At 34.5% G+C, this 17,522-nt stretch carries 16 protein-coding genes and 1 tRNA gene; 10 read left to right on the top strand and 7 right to left on the bottom strand.

Translation table 11 applies throughout. The annotated features are described in order from the left end of the window. Positions 1-5 precede the first annotated feature (5 nt). Together ACTTBO_RS05350 and ACTTBO_RS05345 are read right to left on the bottom strand one after the other, a co-directional pair. On the bottom strand, positions 6-281 hold the full coding sequence (locus tag ACTTBO_RS05350; RefSeq protein ID WP_075506763.1) for a sarcosine oxidase subunit delta: 276 nt from the start codon (positions 279-281) through the stop codon (positions 6-8). Then, positions 281-1,534, bottom strand: coding sequence for a sarcosine oxidase subunit beta family protein (locus tag ACTTBO_RS05345; protein WP_440656723.1), 1,254 nt, complete (start codon positions 1,532-1,534; stop codon positions 281-283). The genes ACTTBO_RS05350 and ACTTBO_RS05345 overlap by 1 nt, the downstream gene beginning before the upstream one ends. A gap of 67 nt (positions 1,535-1,601) precedes the next feature. Here ACTTBO_RS05345 and ACTTBO_RS05340 point away from each other — a divergent pair. Further along, positions 1,602-1,693 (top strand) — tRNA-Ser (locus ACTTBO_RS05340). 175 nt (positions 1,694-1,868) lie between these two features. Here the strand turns inward: ACTTBO_RS05340 and ACTTBO_RS05335 are convergent. The 5 genes from ACTTBO_RS05335 to ACTTBO_RS05315 all read right to left on the bottom strand — a co-directional run bounded on the left by ACTTBO_RS05335 (position 1,869) and on the right by ACTTBO_RS05315 (position 10,838). Continuing rightward, positions 1,869-3,293, bottom strand: a complete 1,425-nt coding sequence (locus tag ACTTBO_RS05335; RefSeq protein WP_440656722.1) for an efflux transporter outer membrane subunit — start codon at positions 3,291-3,293, stop codon at positions 1,869-1,871. 2 nt (positions 3,294-3,295) lie between these two features. After that, entirely contained in the window at positions 3,296-3,976 is a 681-nt protein-coding gene (locus ACTTBO_RS05330) for a CerR family C-terminal domain-containing protein (RefSeq protein WP_440656721.1), read from the bottom strand. Then, a complete protein-coding gene (locus tag ACTTBO_RS05325; RefSeq protein WP_440656720.1) occupies positions 3,966-7,136 on the bottom strand; it encodes an efflux RND transporter permease subunit in 3,171 nt (1,056 codons plus the stop codon). Before ACTTBO_RS05325 ends, ACTTBO_RS05330 begins: the two co-directional genes overlap by 11 nt. Before the next feature lie 27 nt (positions 7,137-7,163). Then, on the bottom strand, positions 7,164-8,327 hold the full coding sequence (locus ACTTBO_RS05320; RefSeq protein ID WP_440656719.1) for an efflux RND transporter periplasmic adaptor subunit: 1,164 nt from the start codon (positions 8,325-8,327) through the stop codon (positions 7,164-7,166). Between the two features lie 324 nt (positions 8,328-8,651). Continuing rightward, positions 8,652-10,838 carry a lytic transglycosylase domain-containing protein gene (locus ACTTBO_RS05315; RefSeq protein WP_440656718.1) on the bottom strand — a complete coding sequence of 729 codons (2,187 nt, stop codon included), beginning with the start codon at positions 10,836-10,838 and terminating at the stop codon, positions 8,652-8,654. Positions 10,839-10,881: 43 nt separating this feature from the next. On the opposite strand from ACTTBO_RS05315, the gene dapA reads away from it, so the two are divergent. Genes dapA through rnc form a run of 9 tightly spaced genes read left to right on the top strand, consistent with a single transcriptional unit; the run spans position 10,882 to position 17,522 of the window. Next, complete coding sequence (gene dapA, locus ACTTBO_RS05310) at positions 10,882-11,757, top strand: 4-hydroxy-tetrahydrodipicolinate synthase (protein WP_440656717.1); 876 nt, start codon at positions 10,882-10,884, stop codon at positions 11,755-11,757. Continuing rightward, complete coding sequence (smpB, locus tag ACTTBO_RS05305) at positions 11,757-12,227, top strand: SsrA-binding protein SmpB (protein ID WP_440656716.1); 471 nt, start codon at positions 11,757-11,759, stop codon at positions 12,225-12,227. The genes dapA and smpB overlap by 1 nt, the downstream gene beginning before the upstream one ends. Then, complete coding sequence (folK, locus tag ACTTBO_RS05300) at positions 12,193-12,711, top strand: 2-amino-4-hydroxy-6-hydroxymethyldihydropteridine diphosphokinase (protein WP_440656715.1); 519 nt, start codon at positions 12,193-12,195, stop codon at positions 12,709-12,711. The genes smpB and folK overlap by 35 nt, the downstream gene beginning before the upstream one ends. Positions 12,712-12,731: 20 nt before the next feature. After that, positions 12,732-14,477, top strand: a complete 1,746-nt coding sequence (locus ACTTBO_RS05295) for a RelA/SpoT family protein (RefSeq protein WP_440656714.1) — start codon at positions 12,732-12,734, stop codon at positions 14,475-14,477. Beyond that, complete coding sequence (gene pyrE / locus ACTTBO_RS05290) at positions 14,434-15,021, top strand: orotate phosphoribosyltransferase (protein WP_440656713.1); 588 nt, start codon at positions 14,434-14,436, stop codon at positions 15,019-15,021. The genes ACTTBO_RS05295 and pyrE overlap by 44 nt, the downstream gene beginning before the upstream one ends. After that, the gene (locus tag ACTTBO_RS05285; protein WP_440656712.1) at positions 15,018-15,737 is read left to right on the top strand and encodes a pyridoxine 5'-phosphate synthase; all 720 of its coding nucleotides are present in this window, start codon (positions 15,018-15,020) and stop codon (positions 15,735-15,737) included. Before pyrE ends, ACTTBO_RS05285 begins: the two co-directional genes overlap by 4 nt. Then, complete coding sequence (acpS, locus tag ACTTBO_RS05280; RefSeq protein ID WP_440656711.1) at positions 15,737-16,120, top strand: holo-ACP synthase; 384 nt, start codon at positions 15,737-15,739, stop codon at positions 16,118-16,120. Before ACTTBO_RS05285 ends, acpS begins: the two co-directional genes overlap by 1 nt. Further along, positions 16,120-16,857 carry a signal peptidase I gene (gene lepB, locus ACTTBO_RS05275; protein ID WP_440656710.1) on the top strand — a complete coding sequence of 246 codons (738 nt, stop codon included), beginning with the start codon at positions 16,120-16,122 and terminating at the stop codon, positions 16,855-16,857. Before acpS ends, lepB begins: the two co-directional genes overlap by 1 nt. Then, on the top strand, positions 16,857-17,522 hold the full coding sequence (gene rnc / locus ACTTBO_RS05270; RefSeq protein WP_440656709.1) for a ribonuclease III: 666 nt from the start codon (positions 16,857-16,859) through the stop codon (positions 17,520-17,522). Before lepB ends, rnc begins: the two co-directional genes overlap by 1 nt.

The following is a 17,522-nucleotide window of genomic DNA, read 5'->3' as shown; positions in this document are numbered from 1 at the left end:
TTGTTTTATATCGATGGGGGTTTTTCTCCCATTTTATAGATTGCTTTAATCTCATCATTCGAAGTGTCTCTAATCATATTAAACCATTTACGACAACCATGAGCATGGTTCCATCTTTCATATTGAACACCTTTAATATTTTTTCTCATAAATAAATATTCTGCCCATTCATCATCACTAAGTTCTGTCGGTTGTTTTGGTCTTTCAATATGAGCTTCACCACCAGCTTTAAATTCTTGCTGATCTCTCTCACCACAATATGGACAATTAATAACAAACATTAGTGAGCAACTGCTGCAGCGCCATGTTCATCAACAAGGTCTCCACTTACAAATCTATTTAAATTAAATGCTGCGTTGAGTTTGTGTGGCTCATCATTAGCAATTGTGTGTGCAAATAAATCTCCTGATCCAGGTGTAGCTTTAAAACCTCCTGTACCCCAACCACAATTAAAATAAAGTCCTTTGATAGAAGTTTTACTTAATATTGGACTTGCATCAGGACAAATGTCTACTATTCCTCCCCATTGTCTTAGCATTCTCATTCTGCTGAAAATTGGATACAATTCTAAAATAGCATTTAGAGTTCCCTCGACTATTTGATGACTTCCTTTCTGAGTGTATGAAACATAATCGTCTGTTCCAGCGCCAATAACTAATTCACCTTTATCAGATTGACTTACGTAAGCGTGAACAGCGTTTGACATAACAACTGTATCTATAATTGGTTTCACAGGTTCTGATACTAGTGCTTGAAGAGGTTTGCTTTCTAGAGGAAGTCTTATTCCAGCCATATTAGCAATCACACTTGAATGTCCAGCTGCCACAACTCCAATTTTTTTTGTTTTAATAAAACCTTTTGTTGTTTCTATACCTTCAACAGTATCACCATTTCTTTTTATACCTTTTACTTCACAATTTTGAATTATATCAACACCCATTTCATCAGCACCTCTAGCATAACCCCAGGCAACAGCATCATGTCTTGCTGTACCAGCTCTTCTTTGTAATGTACCACCAAGTACCGGATATCTTATATCTTGAGATGTATTTATAATTGGACAAAACTTTTTAACTTCTTCTGTACTCAAGTAAACGGCATCAATGCCATTTAGTCTATTTGCGTGTGTTCTTCTTTTTAAATCTCTTACATCTTGCAAATTGTGAGCAAGATTCATTACACCTCTTTGACTAAACATTACATTGTAGTTTAGCTCTTGAGATAATCCTTCCCAAATTTTTAGCGCGTGATCATAAAGTCCAGCACTTGCGTCCCATAAATAATTTGATCTGATAATTGTAGTGTTACGACCAGTGTTTCCTCCACCAATCCATCCTTTTTCAACAACAGCAATATTTTTCATATTGTGTTTTTTTGCTAAATAGTATGCTGTCGCTAAACCATGACCACCTCCACCAACTATGACAGCATCATACTCTTTTTTTGGAGTAGGGTCTTTCCATGCTCTTTGCCAATTCTCATGGTATGAAAGAGCATTTTTGATTAATGAAAATACTGAGTATTTATTTCCCATAATAATTGAATAATTACTTTATAAATATTGAATTTTCAATAAAATCACTTATTACACAATGTCATACGGAGAGATGGGTGAGAGGCTGAAACCAGTCGTTTGCTAAATGACCGTGCGAGGAAACTTGTACCGAGGGTTCGAATCCCTCTCTCTCCGCCATTAACCTAAAACGAACTTTCATATGCCCAAGATGGCATAGCCTCCAGCAATACGGTAACGATCAGATTCTCTACTCACCATCAGACTTGGTCACCTTTTTGGGGTGTCACCATGCGAGCTTCCTTGATGTGAAGGTGCTAAAAAATGTAAAAAAAAATTTAAGATAGCTATGTGTTTAATGCTCGAAGCTTTCCCATCCACCGCCAAGAGATTTATAGAGGCGAACGAGCTTCACAAGTGTTTGCGTTTCAGAAGCAACAAGCTCTTCTTGACTAGTTAAGGCTTCGCGTTCGGTATCAATCAAATTGATCAAACTATCTAAACCGCTTTCGTATCGTTTACGGGATAGTTCGAGATTGTTATTACGTGTTGCAACGGCCTGTTTAAGTTGATTTCTTGTTTCAAGCTCGCGCCCATATTGCGTGAATGCGCTTTCTGCATCTTCTAAGGCCAAGAGAACGGTCTTTTCATATTCAAGCGCGGCAGCTTCTGCCCCGGCTTCTTCGGCGTTGATCTGCGCCCTGATACGCCCTGCGCTAAAGATCGGCCAGCTTATGCCTGTGCCGATACTCCAAACACGCGAGGCGCTTGATAAGAAATCATCCGCACCGATACTTTCATAACCAATATTACCAGTGAGTGTGAATTTAGGAAACAAATCGGCTGTTCGTGCACCAATATCATTCACTTCTGCTTCTAATTCACGCTCCGCTGCTCTAATATCCGGACGGCGGCGTAAAAGATCTGAACGCAGGCCAATAGGAACAATTTCAGGATTAAAAGGCAAAGCTTTTGCAAGGCTCAATTCATCTTTAAGAGCTTCTGGCGGCTGCCCAGTTAAAACTGATAAACGATAAATAAGCTTATCGATTTGTCCATCAACATTTGGAAGCCTCGCTTTCGTTGATTGAAGCTGCGCTAATGTCCTTGAATAATCAAACTCGCTTGCGTCGCCTATATCAAAGCGGCGTTTAACAAGATCGGCTGTGCGTTGTTGTAAATCTATATTCGATTGAATGATCGCTTGCCGTTTTTGTGTGCCACGAAGTTCCACATAATTTCGTGCAACTTCTGATAAAACAAGTAAAAGCGTGTCTCGTTTTTGCTCTTCTAGACTTTGATATCTAGCATAAGCAGCCGAGATTTCACGGCGCGTCCCACCAAAAATATCAAGCTCCCAGTTTGAGACAAGCCCTGTAGAGTAAAAATCCTGAATACGGGGATTGCCCGGTCCTACCGGAATACCCGCTGTTTCACTGATTTGACGGCGAGTTAATGAACCTTCTGCATCCACGTTTGGAAATAGACCAGATCTCGCTTGTGATATCAGAGCATCGGCTTGTTCTAGGTTTTTTTGGGCAATGCGAATATCAAAGTTCTCAATCGCGGCTTTTTCTACTAATGCTGTTAGCTGCGGATCACCAAAGCTTTGCCACCATCTTTGTTCAATGTCTGTAAAACCGGCGTTGCTTTCGCTTGCCTTCTTGACCCAAGGTTTATCACCATATAAAAGCTGTGGCTGTTTGAAATCTGGGCCTAATGAGCATCCTACAAGGCTAAGAGCACAAACGCTTGATATTATCAATTTCTTAAACGTCATGGCTATCCTCTCCCTAGCATTGCTTGGATATTGATGCGAATAGTCTCTTTCATAATGCCATGGTGATTTTTCTTGATTTTCTTGCCTTTAAGCCCGCGCTCTAAAGAATCACGAGCGATAAGGAAACCGAGAGTTTGACCAAATATGGCATGCGCCAATATCATGACTTCATCGCTTTTGGAATCTTGATCTGTAACGTTTCCAATCAGCTCGCGCATGATGTTTTGCGTGCGTTTGTAATATCGATCATAAAAAATATCATAAGCTTCTGTCGGCGAGGCATGTTCGCGCAAAATGATATTTGTCCAACGCTCTAAGCCATTATCTTCAATAAAGAGCTCACAAAATCCTTCCATTAGGTTTTGGAATTCGTCCAGAGCTTCCTTTTTATTGAGACCGCTTTTGAGTTTTTCTTCTATGACCTCAATGAAAGGATTGGTCATCTCCAAAATGCCATCAACTATATGATCCATTGTGGCAAAATAAAGCCCCTGCTTACTGCCGAAGTAGTATGTGACAGCCGCAGAATTCGAACCCGATTCATCAGCCAACATTCGCGTTGTAGTGCCTTTGATGCCATAAATACCAAAGAGATCAATTCCGGCATTGAGAAGCGCTTTTGCGCGTTCGCTTTCTTCAATACGTTCCATTTGAATAGGTGAAATATAGTTTTTAATTGGCATAGTTAGCCTCCTTAGATTGGGTGTCATTCTCTTCTTTTTTCACAGGCTTGATTTTAAAGAAGTATGTGTAAAGCACGGGCACAACCCCAAGCGTAAAGATTGTTCCAACGGCAAGACCGAATGAGATAGCACTGGCTAATCCATAAAACAAAGCATCACCAGATAAGATCAGAGGCATAAGACCCAAGATCGTTGTTGTGGTGGACATGATAATCGGGCGTAAACGCCTGACAGAAGCGCTCACAACAGCTTCATAGTTTTTGAGATTACTCTCTCTATCATCTAAATCTTTCTCATTATCCTCATTCAACAAATCATTGCGCTCAATATCAATCCTATCAATTAAAACAATAGCATTGTTGATGATAATCCCAGCTAGAGCATAAAAACCAAGGATCACCATAAAGCCAAAATCCGCGCCCATAACCAAAAGGCCAATTGATGCCCCAACCACGATTAGCGGAACGGTGAGTAATATAATCCCTGCGCGGCGGAATGATCCAAATTGGCCAACAAGTAAAATTACGATAATTGCTAAACATAGCGGTAAATTCGCATTTAATGAAGCTTGTGATTCTTTTGATTCCTGAACAACGCCATCATATTCAATTTCATAAGCTGGCGGTAACGTGCGGCGGATTTTTTCTAAACCTGGCTCTAATAACGGCACCATGTTTTCAGCCGACATAATCGTGTTTTTAGATTCAACCGTTACCGTGCGGAATAAGTTTTCACGCGCGATACGCGCAAAGCTTGTCTCATAATTGACATTGGCCACCTGCATCAACAGCACATTAATGCCGCGTGATTGCGAATAGACATTTACACTTTGCAAGCGATCTAAATCATAACGCTCCCCATCTTTTGCGCGTAAGATAATCGGAAAGATATCATCGCCTTCGCGGAATTCCGTGATCACCCGGCCTGAAAAGTAAGTCTCTAAAGATTGTGCAATATCAAAAGAGCTAACACCTGCGCGTCTTGCATTTTGCTGGTTCACTTCGACTTTGAGCTCAGTGACCATGTTTTCCCAATCGTTTTTGATGTCATACGTGCCTTCAATATCGGCAAGTAAGCCTTCGATCTGCTTGGCTATACCGTAAATATAATCCTGATCAGGGCCTTTGATTTGCACTTCAATCAGTGATGAATCGGACGGGCCTAAAAACATTTTTGTAACGCGGCCAAAGACATTCGGAAATTCAGTTTCCAGCATGGCGCGAATTTCTTTAATCGTTGGCTCAGCATGTTTTTGTTCACCAACATTGATCATAAAAAATCCTTTGGAATTTTCCGGATCAATTGGCGTGAGAGATAAAACAAATCGTGGTCCACCAAAACCACCATAAGCAGCATATTTTTGAATATGCGGGAAACGCTCTTTATCATCCAAATGCGTGAATATCTCCTGCATCGTTGCATCTGTTTCACGCATCGATGTTCCTGCTGGCATATCAAGATAAATGAGAACTTGTGAGCGGTCGGAATCCGGAAAAAATTTGACAGGTACAAGTCCCATTGCCCAGCCCCCGGCCATGAACAAGGCAAACATAATGATCAAGAATAGCGGTCTTGCCATCATAATTCCGTGCAATGTGCTTTCATAAATAGGATTAAGCTTATCAAAAAATTCTTGGATTTTAGCGCGTATACCTTTGCGCTCTTCTTTCTTTTTGATCTTGATAAATTTATGACATAGATACGGGGTAATCGTGAGACACAACGCCCAAGACGTCATGAGTGAGATCAAAATAACAAGCGAAATCGAGCGCGTGTATTCCCCGGAATCGCTCTGTGCAAGTATCAGGGGCAAGAACACAAGAATAGTTGTTAAAGATGATGTTAAAAGCGGAATAGCGAGTGTTCCGCCTGTATTTTTAAGCGCACCATCACGATCTTCGCCTTCTTCCAAACGCTTTTTAAAATCTTCGGCAATTACGATCCCATTATCAACCAATAGACCAAGAGCAATAATCAGAGTTGCTAAAGACATTCGCTCTAAGGGCATATTGAAAAAATTCATGATTGATAGTGTAATGAGGATGACGCCCGGTACGATTGATCCAACAATAAGCCCGGTGCGAAGCCCCAAGAATATAATCACAACTATCAAAACAATGGTAAGGGTTTGGATAACATTCAAACTTACGCCATAGACTGCGTTTTCAACAACATCCGCTTGACGAGTAATATTTTGAATCTTGTAACCTGCGGGAATGCTCTCATTCAAATGTGCGATCATTTCTTCAACACGCGGTGTGAATTTCAAAACATCAGACGTTTCGGTTTGGGAAATAGCAAAAACAATCGCTTGCTGGCCATTAAAATAGGCCGTGCGAGCGGGCGGGTCGACAATGCCGCGTTTGATATTGGCAATATCGCGCAAGGCAATTGTTTCTTCCTGACCGGGAATGCTGATCAGCGCATTACGAATATCTTCAACACTGTTAAAATTGCCTGATGGCTGAATGGTAAAATTTTGACCATTGGCATCAATAATACCTCCCGGACGAATAACATTTTGATTTTGCAATGCGGTTATAAGCTCATTCGGTGATATACCCAACTGCGCCAGTCTTGCATTAGATGTTTCAATAAAGATGTTTTCTTGCTGAACGCCAAGGATATCAATCTTTTTAACGCCCTCGACTTTAAAAAGCATATCCGCAATGTGCTGCGCCATATCTTGCTGCTCACCCATATCAAAGCGATCATCTGAAATAAGTGCGAGAGTTAAGACCGCCACATCTCCAAAATCATCATTGATAATATATGGCCCAGTTCCTTCGGGCAGGTCGCCGCGAACCGCTTCAAGTTCATTTCTTAATTCATCCCAGACCTGATCTAGCCCTTCACCCGGAACGGTTTGTTTGGTCTCGGCATGAATGATTGACGATCCCGGCATTGAAACAGAGCGGATCTCGTCTATTTGGGGAAGCTCGCGGATAGCTTCTTCGATCGTTTTTGTGATTAAAAGCTCTATCTTTTCAGCTGACATCCCCGGAAAATTCGTGGTAATGACCGCTTCTCGAATAGTGATCTTGGGATCTTCTTGCGAAGGAAGCTGGTTATAGCTAAATAATCCAAAGATCATAAGGCCAAAAACCAAAGCCAGCATCAAGCGGTTATTCTTGGCTGCGATTTCTGAAATAGTCGGCATTTATATTATCTCCTCTTCAAAAATCGATTACGGGTTATAGCGATTAACGCCTTTGCTTATAGGCGTAACCTTGAGGCCATCACTTAGAAAAGGTAGCCCGGCATCAACAATGATCTCGCCTTCTTTCAAATCACCTCCAACAACGGCGTGTTGATCGAAAAGCTGAATAATCTCAACGGGGGCTTTTGTTAGAATAAACTCATCTGGGTTTTGTGTTTGTTCTGGAGCTATAGCTTCTTGGCCATTTGCATTGTTTTGAGAAATAGTTTCCGGCTTCGTAAGCTTGAAAACAAAATGCCGGTTTTCACTTTCTGCCAATAATGCATTGACTGGTAATTTAAAACCTTCAGCGAATTCCTGCACTCGATCAAACTCCAACGTGACTTCTGCGCTCATGCCTGGCTTTAATTTTTGCGTGTCTTCTGAATTGATTTTGAGCGTTACCGGGAAAGAGCTTGCATCTTCTGCTGCGGTCCCAATTTCCTTAATTACAGCATTAAAGTCCATATTAACGGCAGGAATTTCAATGGAAGCGACTTTGCCAATACTTATAGATGATAAGAGGCTTTCAGGAACTAAAACAGAGACTTCAAGGCCATTATCACCCTGCACAGTGAATGCGGCCATATTGGGACTTACACGCTGTGAAGGCTCTATCATTCTTGCGGCCACTGTTCCTTTATAAGGGGCTTTCAAAGTTGTGTCATCTAAGTCTTCTTTTGCCATACCTAAACGGGCTTTAGCTATATCGACCTGATCTTTGGCTATTTCAAATTGAGATTTAGAAATATCGAATTGGGATTTGGAAACTGCGCCATCTTTCACAAGATCGCTTTTACGCTCAAAATCACGCCTGGATTCCAATAAACGGGCTTTTGCTTCTGATAATTGGCCCTCGCGTTCTTTCACGGCCAATTCATAGTTGATTTGATCGAGCTTTGCGAGTGGCTGACCTTTTTCAAAGCCTTCGCCAAGCTCAAAATATACCTCTTGGACTTTACCCGTCACCTCAAAGCTTAATTGTGTTGTGTCAGAGGGTTGAACAACTCCTGAAACAACACGGCTTTCATAAGTTTTTGTCTCACCAATAATCATTGTAGAAACTGGTTTAACAAGCTTTTGAACAGTTTTTTCTTCGGAACACGCACCCAATATCAGGGTGCATAATGCTATCATCAAGGTGCGTTTCATGATCATCTCCTAAATATATTATACAGATAAGTTAATCAAATGATTAAACTAAACGTATCACCACGTGCAAAGATGTCAAGTGAATTCATTCAATCAATTTTGTTGAATTAATTGTTTCCAATGGAAGGAAAACGGGAGTTGAACTAGCGGTATGGTACCGTATTAGATTCCACAAAGGATGCAATGCTACCAAGTATTTGACATGAGAACGCTCAGTATCGTAGCAACAAAAACCTTGATTTTGTTATCTTTCAGGACGATTATTGTTGCAACTCAATGGTAGGTGTAGAGGATTCGAACCCAAAGGGGGTCAATACACCGCCACTAATATAAAGGCTGATCTTTAAAAAAATCTTTCATTACTATTGGATTTTGTTCCAGTACATATCTGTACACATTATAATTTTCTAATACACGCTGAACATAGTTTCTAGTTTCTCTAAAATTGATTAGCTCAACCCAATCAACATAATTTATTTGTTTTTTTTGTGGATCCTTATTTAATTTTTTCCAATATTTAACTCTATTTGGACCAGCATTGTACGCAGCTATTGCAAATGGGTAAGCACCATCATATTGCTGAATTAAACCGGCAATATAATGAGACCCTAAATTTATATTGTACTCTGGATCGGTTGTTAATCGAGATTTTGCATAAGGAAGCTTTGCTTGTTTAGCAACTAATTTTGCTGTGTAAGGCATTAATTGCATTAAACCTTTTGCACCCGCATGACTATTTGCTTTTAAATCAAATTCACTTTCTTGCCTTATAATTGATAAAATTAATGCACTTTCAGGAATCTTTCTTCCATTAATGTATTTAGGTGTGCTTATTAATGGATAATTGTATTTGTTATGAAATCTTTTTTGATAAGAGGCAATTTTCGAGACTTGTATTGCAAAATCATATCTACTGATACTTGTAGCAAGTTCAGCAGCTAAAAGTTCACTGCCTGCAGAAACGTTATCATTAGCAAGATGTCTTAAGATAAATTTTGTATACTTGTCTTTATCTAGTTCATGCAAAAGATGTATAATTTTTACTAATTCTTTATTAAAAAAGGCTTTTCTATATTCATCTTCAACCAACATTGTTTTATCAAGTTCAAATTTTCCATTAGGGTTAATTTTTAAAAATGCTAGTTGTCCGTAATATGTAGTTAGATATTTTGTAGCCTCTTTATACCATTTTTCCGATTGATCTTTATCTTTTAGTTTTTCATATGACCTACCTAACCAGTATGCGCCCCTAGAAACACTTATTGGATAATTAACATTATCAAAGAAGTTTTTAAAATGATCTTTAGCAAGAAGTGGATCGTTTAAAAAACTTAGTGCTATCCAACCACTCATCCATTCTGCCTCTGCAAATTCAGACCCTTCAGACATTCCGTGATTGCTACTAATTTTATAAGCTAGTTCATATTGTTTTTTATAAATTAACTTTCGAGAAATAATTTCTCTTTCTTTCCACCACTTGTCAGGTCTAACTAAATAATCTTTATCATTTCTTATCTTGAGTAAAATTTCAGTAGAAGACTCCAATCGTCCTTTTTTTCTCCTCCACTTTAAACGATCATAGTTTAATCCAGCATCATTTTTAAATTTATTTGGAACATTTTTGATTGCTTGATCTACTCCGTATCCCTTGGTCATCAAAATATGTCTTGCAGTATAGAGCAATTCATAGTCTTTAGGTAAATATCTGATTAATCTTTTTAAATCCCAATGATCGCTATTCCAAGCTAGATGATCAGCTCTCTTAATATAATCATTTGTATCAAGATATTTTTTGTATTTTTTTCTGAAAAACCTTAACTCACTTTTTGATAAATCTGCGGAAATCCATCCATTTTTAATCAGAGCAATACCTTTTGCTTTATCTCCTGATAAAATATGACTTTCACCTAAAATCATCTTACCATATCCACTTAAAGGTTCATTTTTTGAAAACCAATTGATTATTTTTTTTGGAGAAACTTTTTCCGTGGAGAGTTTATGTTCAGCCAAATATCTCAATCTATCTATTCTTGGATAATCTGAATTTTCTTCGATAAAGACTTGGTAATCAAAAAATGACTCTTGATTACCTGTTGTTAATAAATGTCTCCACTTTATAAAATTATATATAGATCTATCTTTAGCTTTTTTTGAGATTTTAATTGCAGATTTCCATTGGCCTTTTTGCATCTCGCCAATAGCTTTTTTTGCAATCCCAAAATCTTTTTTATTATAAAATTTAGAAATTTTTACTGTTTCTGAGTTGATTAATCCGTTAATAACTGGTTTTTTTTTAGGTAAAAGAAAACTAAGTTTAGTTTCTTTTGTAGATACCTTTTTCTCAACTTTAACATTTGAAGGTTTTTTTAGAGGTTTGATTGTGTTTAATATCATTTTTTTATTTAATTCTTCAGAGGATAGCGATGGTTTTTTTAAAGGTACAATCTGTGCCCAACTGAAATTAAAGCCAATCAAGAAGGTTATTATTAAAAATAATAATTTTTTAATCATAATCTTTTGGTATATGAATCTTTAAACTATGTTATAAGTATTTATGTTTAAAGGATCAAATGTTGCTTTAATTACGCCGTTTAAAAACAATCTCTTAGATGAGGAGGCGTATATTAAATTAATACATTTTCATATTGAAAATGGAACTAGTGGGCTTGTACCTGCTGGTACAACAGGAGAATCCCCAACGTTAAGTCACGATGAACATCAAAAAGTAATTGATCTCTGCATAAAAGAAAGTAATGGAAAAATTCCAGTTATAGCTGGAACAGGTTCAAATTCTACTGAGGAAGCTATTTCTTTAACTTCACACGCTGAAAAAGCAGGTGCAAATGGTGCTCTAATTGTAACACCTTATTACAATAAACCTAGTCAAGAAGGTTTGTATCAGCATTATAAAGCTATAAATGACAAATGTGGGATACCAATAATAATTTATAATATTCCAGGTAGATCAGTTATTGATATGAATGTTGATACAATGGCAAGACTGTTTGAATTAAAAAATATAGTTGGTGTAAAAGATGCCACTGGAGATTTGGACAGGGTTGATCAACAGTTATCAAAAATGGGTAAAGAATTTATTCAGTTGACTGGTAATGATGACAATGCGCTTGAATTTAATAAAAGAGGTGGAGTAGGGGCAATAAGTGTAACAGCAAACATAGCACCAAAACTTTGTTCAGATTTTCAAAAATTTTCTAAATCTGAAAATGATATTAGTGAAGCTGAAAAATTAGATAAAATTTTACAGCCAATTCATCATTCAATGTTTGTTGAAAGTAATCCTAGTCCAGTTAAATATGCTGCTAAATTATTAAATCTGTGCGGAGATGATGTTAGATTACCCCTGGTAAAAGTTACCGAACAAACTAAGGAAATTGTTAAAAAGTCTCTTCAGTCAGCAAAATTGATTTAATGAACACAAAAACCAATTCTGGTTTAAAAATAATTTGTTTAAATAGGAAAGCTAGCTTTAATTATTTTTTTGAGGATATTTTAGAAGCAGGAATTGTTCTTAAAGGTTCTGAAATTAAATCAGTAAGAGATGGAAAAGTTAATATAGCAGACTCTTATGCAGTTGAAAAAAATGGAGAAATAATTTTAATTAATTCTCATATTTCACCTTACAAACAAGCAAGTTATTCCAATCATAACCCAACCGATGAAAGAAAGTTACTGTTAAACAAAAGAGAAATAAACAAATTAATTGGAAAAATGCAAAGAGATGGATTTACTATTGTTCCAACCAAAATGTATTTTAAAAAAGGGAAGGCCAAAATTGAATTAGCAGTTGCTAAAGGAAAGAAGCAATACGATAAAAGAGCAACAAAAAAGAGCAGAGATTGGAACCGTGAAAAGGCAAGATATATCAGAAAATCAAGCTAAAATTGTTTATTTAGGTATTGGCTCTAATTTGGGTGATAGAAAAAAAAATATAGAAATTGCAAAATCTCACTTAAGCGAAAATAATCTAGATTTTTTATCTATCTCAAGTTTTTATGAAACACCTTCTTGGCCGGACCCCAAAAAACCTAAATTTTTAAATGTAGTTATCAAGGCAAAGTTTTGTTTTGATCCAGAAAGTCTCCTTAAAATATGTAAGAAAATTGAAATTTTATTAGGAAGAAAAAAAGGTAAAAAAAATGATCCACGTATTTGTGATATTGACATAATCGACTTTAATAAAAAGGTTTTAAAAGTAAAAAACAAATTAACTTTACCCCATAAACTTATGCATAAAAGAAATTTTGTACTTATCCCTTTATTTGAAATTCAAAAAGATTGGCATCATCCAATTATTAAAAAAGATCTTAAAAGCTTGATTTCTTCACTCCCTCAAGCGGACATTAGGTCTATTAAACAAATTTAAATTAATGTTATAATAGGGTTATGCTAAATTCTAACGAACTAATTAATAAAGTTAAAAATTATAATAAATTTTTAAATCCTGAAAAATTAGATAAAGCATATAATTTTGCTGTAAAGGCCCATAAGAGTCAAAAGAGAGCTTCCGGTGATCCTTACTCTGTACATCCAATTGAAGTTGCAAATATTTTAACAGAGTTAAAATTAGACAGTGCCACAATTGCTACTGGGTTGTTACATGATACTATTGAAGATACCTTTGCAACATACGAAACAATAAAAGCTGAATTTGGTGATGAGGTTGCTGATCTTGTAGATGGTGTCACTAAAATATCTGTTTTTGAAAATACAGCTGGATCAAATTCTAAAGTAGAAAACTTTAGAAAATTAATTTTAGCAACATCAAAAGATATCAGGGTTTTGTTAGTAAAAATTGCAGACAGATTGCACAACATGAGAACGATTAAAGCAATTACTAAAGTGGAAAAAAGACAAAGGATTGCTCAAGAAACAATGGAAATTTATGCTCCATTGGCAGACAGAATGGGTATGCACAGAATACGTGATGAGCTTGAAGATTTATCATTTGAAATTTTAAATTACGATGCAAGAAAATTAATAAAAAAAAGACTTGATGAAATAAAATTAGATAGAAAAGATATTTTTGAAGAACAATCATATGAACTTAGTGAAATATTGAACGATCATGAAATTAATGCTGATATATATGGAAGAGAAAAAACTCCATTTTCAATATGGAGAAAAGTTCAAAAAAAAAGAGTTTCATTAGAGCAGATAACAGACATCATTGGCTTTAGAATTATATTAGATACTATTGATGACTGTTATAAAACTCTTGGTATATTTCATAAGAAGTGGAATTGTATTCCTGGCAAATTTAAAGATTATATCTCTTCGCCTAAAATAAATGGATACAAGTCAATTCATACTTCAGTAATTGGCTCAAATAAAAAGCCTATAGAGATTCAAATTAGAACAAAAGAAATGCATGACTTTGCACAAAGAGGTGTTGCATCACATTGGCAATATAAATCTTCTGAAAAATTTAATTCATTAAGTTGGAAAGAGTATGATTGGTTAAAAGATTTGGTAGAGATTATCGAAAAAAATGAAAATCCTGAGGACTCGTATGAATATACAAAGCTTCAAATGTTTCAGGAAAATGTGTTTTGTTTCACACCAAAAGGATCTGTAATTAAATTACCAAAAGATGCAACAGCAATTGATTTTGCTTATGCTGTACACACTAAAATTGGTAATTCCGCAATTGGATGTGAAGTAAATGGAAATAAAAATGAATTACAAACAATATTAAGAAATGGTGATAGGGTTAACATTCTCACATCTAAAAATAGTTCACCATCTTTACATTGGATACCTACTACCAAAACAGGTAAAGCACGAGCCGCTATTAGAAGATATTGGCATGATAAAGGTGAACAAAAAGAGGAAAAAACAAAAAAATATAACACTACACTTTGGATTTCATTGCCTGATAAACCTGGTCAACTTGGTGATATAAGTTCTTTAATTGGAAGTCATAAACTTAACATTTCTAATTTGGAGATGGCAGGTAAAAATCCAAACTATATTAATTTTAAATTTAGATTAATAATCAGAAATCTTAAGAATTTTACAAATTTTATTGCAGAGCTAAAGCAAAAAGGTATAAAATTTAAGATAATTAGACACGAAGAAAAAAGAAATGCTTTCACTCAAAAAATCCTTAAATATTTTAAAAAAGACTGATGCGTTATTAGAAGGACATTTTGTTTTATCCTCAGGACTACACTCTTCAAAGTATATTCAATGTGCTAAACTTTTAAGTTTTCCTGATTTAGCTGACAAAATTTGCAAATCATTAGCAAATAAAATTAAAAAAAATTTTAAAAAAATAGATTTAATACTTGCTCCTGCAATGGGTGGCGTGATCATAGGTTATGAAATTGGTAAAATTTTAAAAAAAGAAACAATTTTTTGCGAGAGGGTAAATGGAAAATTTACTCTCAGAAGAGGTTTTAGTATAAAAAAGGGAGCAAGGGTTTTAATTATAGAAGATGTGATTACGACTGGTAAATCCAGTTTGGAATGTGTGAAACTTTTAAAAAAATCAAACGCAAAACTTGTTGGATTTGCCTCTATAATTGACAGATCAACAAAAAAATCTTTGAAAATAAAAAATAAAATTGTTTCCCATTTAAAAATAGATGTGCCTAGCTATAACCTAAAAAATATACCTAAATCTCTAAAATCAATTCCCATTACCACTCCAGGAAGTAGATTTATTAAGTGAAAAGACTAGGTGTAAATATAGATCATATTGCAACATTGCGTAATGCACGTGGTGAAAAACATCCTAATCCAGTATTTGCAGCAAAAAAAGTTATAAAATTGGGTGCAGACTCTGTAACTATTCATTTGAGAGAAGATAGGAGACACATAAATGATTTAGATACTAAAGAGATTTGTGCTTTGAATAAAGTGTTAGTGAATCTTGAAGTCTCAATGAATAGTGAAATAATTAAAAAAGCTTTAAGATATAAACCAAATTACATTTGTATTGTTCCAGAAAAAAGAAAAGAAATAACTACAGAAGGTGGTTTGAATCTAAAAGATAATTATAAAAAATTAAAAGAAATAATTTTTAAATTTAAAAAGTCAAATATTAGAACTAGTTTATTTATCAACCCCAATTTAAATGATATTAAACTTTCAAAAAAATTAAATGTGGATTGTGTTGAAATTCACACTGGAAAACTAGCTAATTATGTTAAATCGCATAAAAATTTCTCAAGTGAATTAAATAGAATTAAAAAAAGCTCAAAACTTGCATCTATGTTAGACATAGAAGTACATGCAGGTCATGGTTTAGATTACAAAACAACTAAAATTTTAACAAAAATTAAAGAAATAGAGGAATTCAATATAGGACATTTTATTATTGGAGAGTCGATATTTTATGGTCTACCCAAAGTAATTAAAGATTTTAAAAAAATTATTAAAAATTAATGAAAATTTTAGGTATTGGAGTGGATATTATTGAAAATAAGAGAGTTAAAGAAGCTATAAAAAATAAATCTTTTATTAATCGAGTTTATAGCGTGAGAGAACAAAGACAATCAAACTTAGTAAAGAATAAAGTGGCTTTTTTTTCAAAAAGATTTGCAGCAAAAGAAGCATTTGCAAAAGCTTTGGGTACCGGATTTAGAATGAAATTGAACTTTAAGGATATAGAAGTAGTTAACGATAAAATGGGTAAACCAAATTATGCCACAAACAAAAAAATTACCAAAATGATCAAAAATAAATTTAAAATTAAAAAATATAATTGTTTTCTATCCATTTCTGATGAAAAAAAATATTCAACAGCATTTGCTATTATTCAATCATAATGAAACTAGATAAAAACTTTTTTTCAGAAAATATAAAAACTCTATTTTATGCTTTGATAATTGCAGTAATAATTAGATCACTTTTAGTACAACCTTTTTATATACCTTCTTCTTCGATGGAACCCACATTACTTGTAGGTGACAGATTATTTGTTACAAAATATTCATATGGATATAGTAAACATTCTTTCCCTTTTAGTCCGCCAATATTTAGCAAAAGAATAATGTTTAAAAGTCCTGAAAGAGGAGATGTAATTGTATTTAAAACACCAGCTGACAATAGAACAGATTATATAAAACGTTTAATTGGGCTGCCAGGAGATAAAATCCAGTTTATTGATGCTAATCTGTATTTAAATAGTAGCGAAATACTTAAATCTAAAATCCCACTTAAAACTAAAATTTATTGTGGTGACAGAACAATAGATGTCTTAAAGTTTGAGGAAAAATTACCTAATGGTAAAAAATTTCATACAGTTTATTTAAAAAATTATACCTATCAAAATTCAGATGTTTTTACAGTTCCAGATGATCATTATTTCTTTTTAGGTGATAATAGAGATTGTTCTAAAGATAGCAGATTTCTTTCGAGTGTTGGCTATGTTCATAAAGATAACTTGGTTGGTAAAGCTCAATTTATTTTTTTTTCATCTGATAAAAAAATAGGAAGTTTTATTGAATTTTGGAAATGGCATAAATCTATAAGATTTAAAAGAACCTTTAATGTTATTAATTAATGAAAATAAAGTATCAAGAATTAGAAAAAAAAATAAATATAGTTTTTAAAAATAAAAATTTATTAGACCAATCTCTTACTCATAAAAGTTTTAATTCCTCTAATAATAATGAGAAAATTGAATTTTTAGGTGATCGTGTACTAGGATTGGTCATGGCTAAAAAATTATTAGAAATTTATCCCAACGAAAAAGAGGGAATACTCGATAAGAAATTTGCTTCACTTGTTAATAAAAAATCTTGTCTTGAAATTGCAAAATCAATTAATTTAGAAAAATATATAAAAACTTTTAATCCAAGAAATAAAAAAATAAAAATTGAAGATAAAATTATTGCAGATAGTTGTGAAGCTTTAATAGGAGCAATTTATCTCGATAAAGGTTTTAATATTGTTGAAAAATTTATTTTAAAGCAGTGGGAAGCAAAAATTAACGATAGTGTTATTACTGAAATTGATGCCAAAACCAAATTGCAAGAACAAACATTAAAAAAATTTAAAAGTCTTCCTAAATATAAATTAATCTCAAACACTGGACCAAGACACAAACCTGTATTTAAAGTAGGAGTAAAATTACCAAATACAAAATACTTTATTGGCACTGGCAATTCCAAAAAAAATGCTGAGCAAAGTGCTGCTGCAGAGTGTTTAAACAGTTTCAATAAATAA

This window comes from Candidatus Pelagibacter sp. HIMB1509, assembly GCF_052047855.1.
In the GTDB taxonomy this organism is placed as follows: Bacteria; Pseudomonadota; Alphaproteobacteria; order Pelagibacterales; family Pelagibacteraceae; genus Pelagibacter.
Note: the sequence above shows the minus strand (reverse complement) of the source record. Positions and strands in the feature narration are given on the sequence as shown.

Excerpts from the sequence above, each read along its gene's own strand:
- ACTTBO_RS05350 (WP_075506763.1), bottom strand. The coding sequence starts at position 281 with ATGTTTGTTATTAATTGTCCATATTGTGGTGAGAGAGATCAGCAAGAA.
- ACTTBO_RS05345 (WP_440656723.1), bottom strand. The coding sequence starts at position 1,534 with ATGGGAAATAAATACTCAGTATTTTCATTAATCAAAAATGCTCTTTCA.
- ACTTBO_RS05335 (WP_440656722.1), bottom strand. The coding sequence starts at position 3,293 with ATGACGTTTAAGAAATTGATAATATCAAGCGTTTGTGCTCTTAGCCTT.
- ACTTBO_RS05330 (WP_440656721.1), bottom strand. The coding sequence starts at position 3,976 with ATGCCAATTAAAAACTATATTTCACCTATTCAAATGGAACGTATTGAA.
- ACTTBO_RS05325 (WP_440656720.1), bottom strand. The coding sequence starts at position 7,136 with ATGCCGACTATTTCAGAAATCGCAGCCAAGAATAACCGCTTGATGCTG.
- ACTTBO_RS05320 (WP_440656719.1), bottom strand. The coding sequence starts at position 8,327 with ATGAAACGCACCTTGATGATAGCATTATGCACCCTGATATTGGGTGCG.
- ACTTBO_RS05315 (WP_440656718.1), bottom strand. The coding sequence starts at position 10,838 with ATGATTAAAAAATTATTATTTTTAATAATAACCTTCTTGATTGGCTTT.
- dapA (WP_440656717.1), top strand. The coding sequence starts at position 10,882 with ATGTTTAAAGGATCAAATGTTGCTTTAATTACGCCGTTTAAAAACAAT.
- smpB (WP_440656716.1), top strand. The coding sequence starts at position 11,757 with ATGAACACAAAAACCAATTCTGGTTTAAAAATAATTTGTTTAAATAGG.
- ACTTBO_RS05295 (WP_440656714.1), top strand. The coding sequence starts at position 12,732 with ATGCTAAATTCTAACGAACTAATTAATAAAGTTAAAAATTATAATAAA.
- pyrE (WP_440656713.1), top strand. The coding sequence starts at position 14,434 with ATGCTTTCACTCAAAAAATCCTTAAATATTTTAAAAAAGACTGATGCG.
- acpS (WP_440656711.1), top strand. The coding sequence starts at position 15,737 with ATGAAAATTTTAGGTATTGGAGTGGATATTATTGAAAATAAGAGAGTT.
- lepB (WP_440656710.1), top strand. The coding sequence starts at position 16,120 with ATGAAACTAGATAAAAACTTTTTTTCAGAAAATATAAAAACTCTATTT.
- rnc (WP_440656709.1), top strand. The coding sequence starts at position 16,857 with ATGAAAATAAAGTATCAAGAATTAGAAAAAAAAATAAATATAGTTTTT.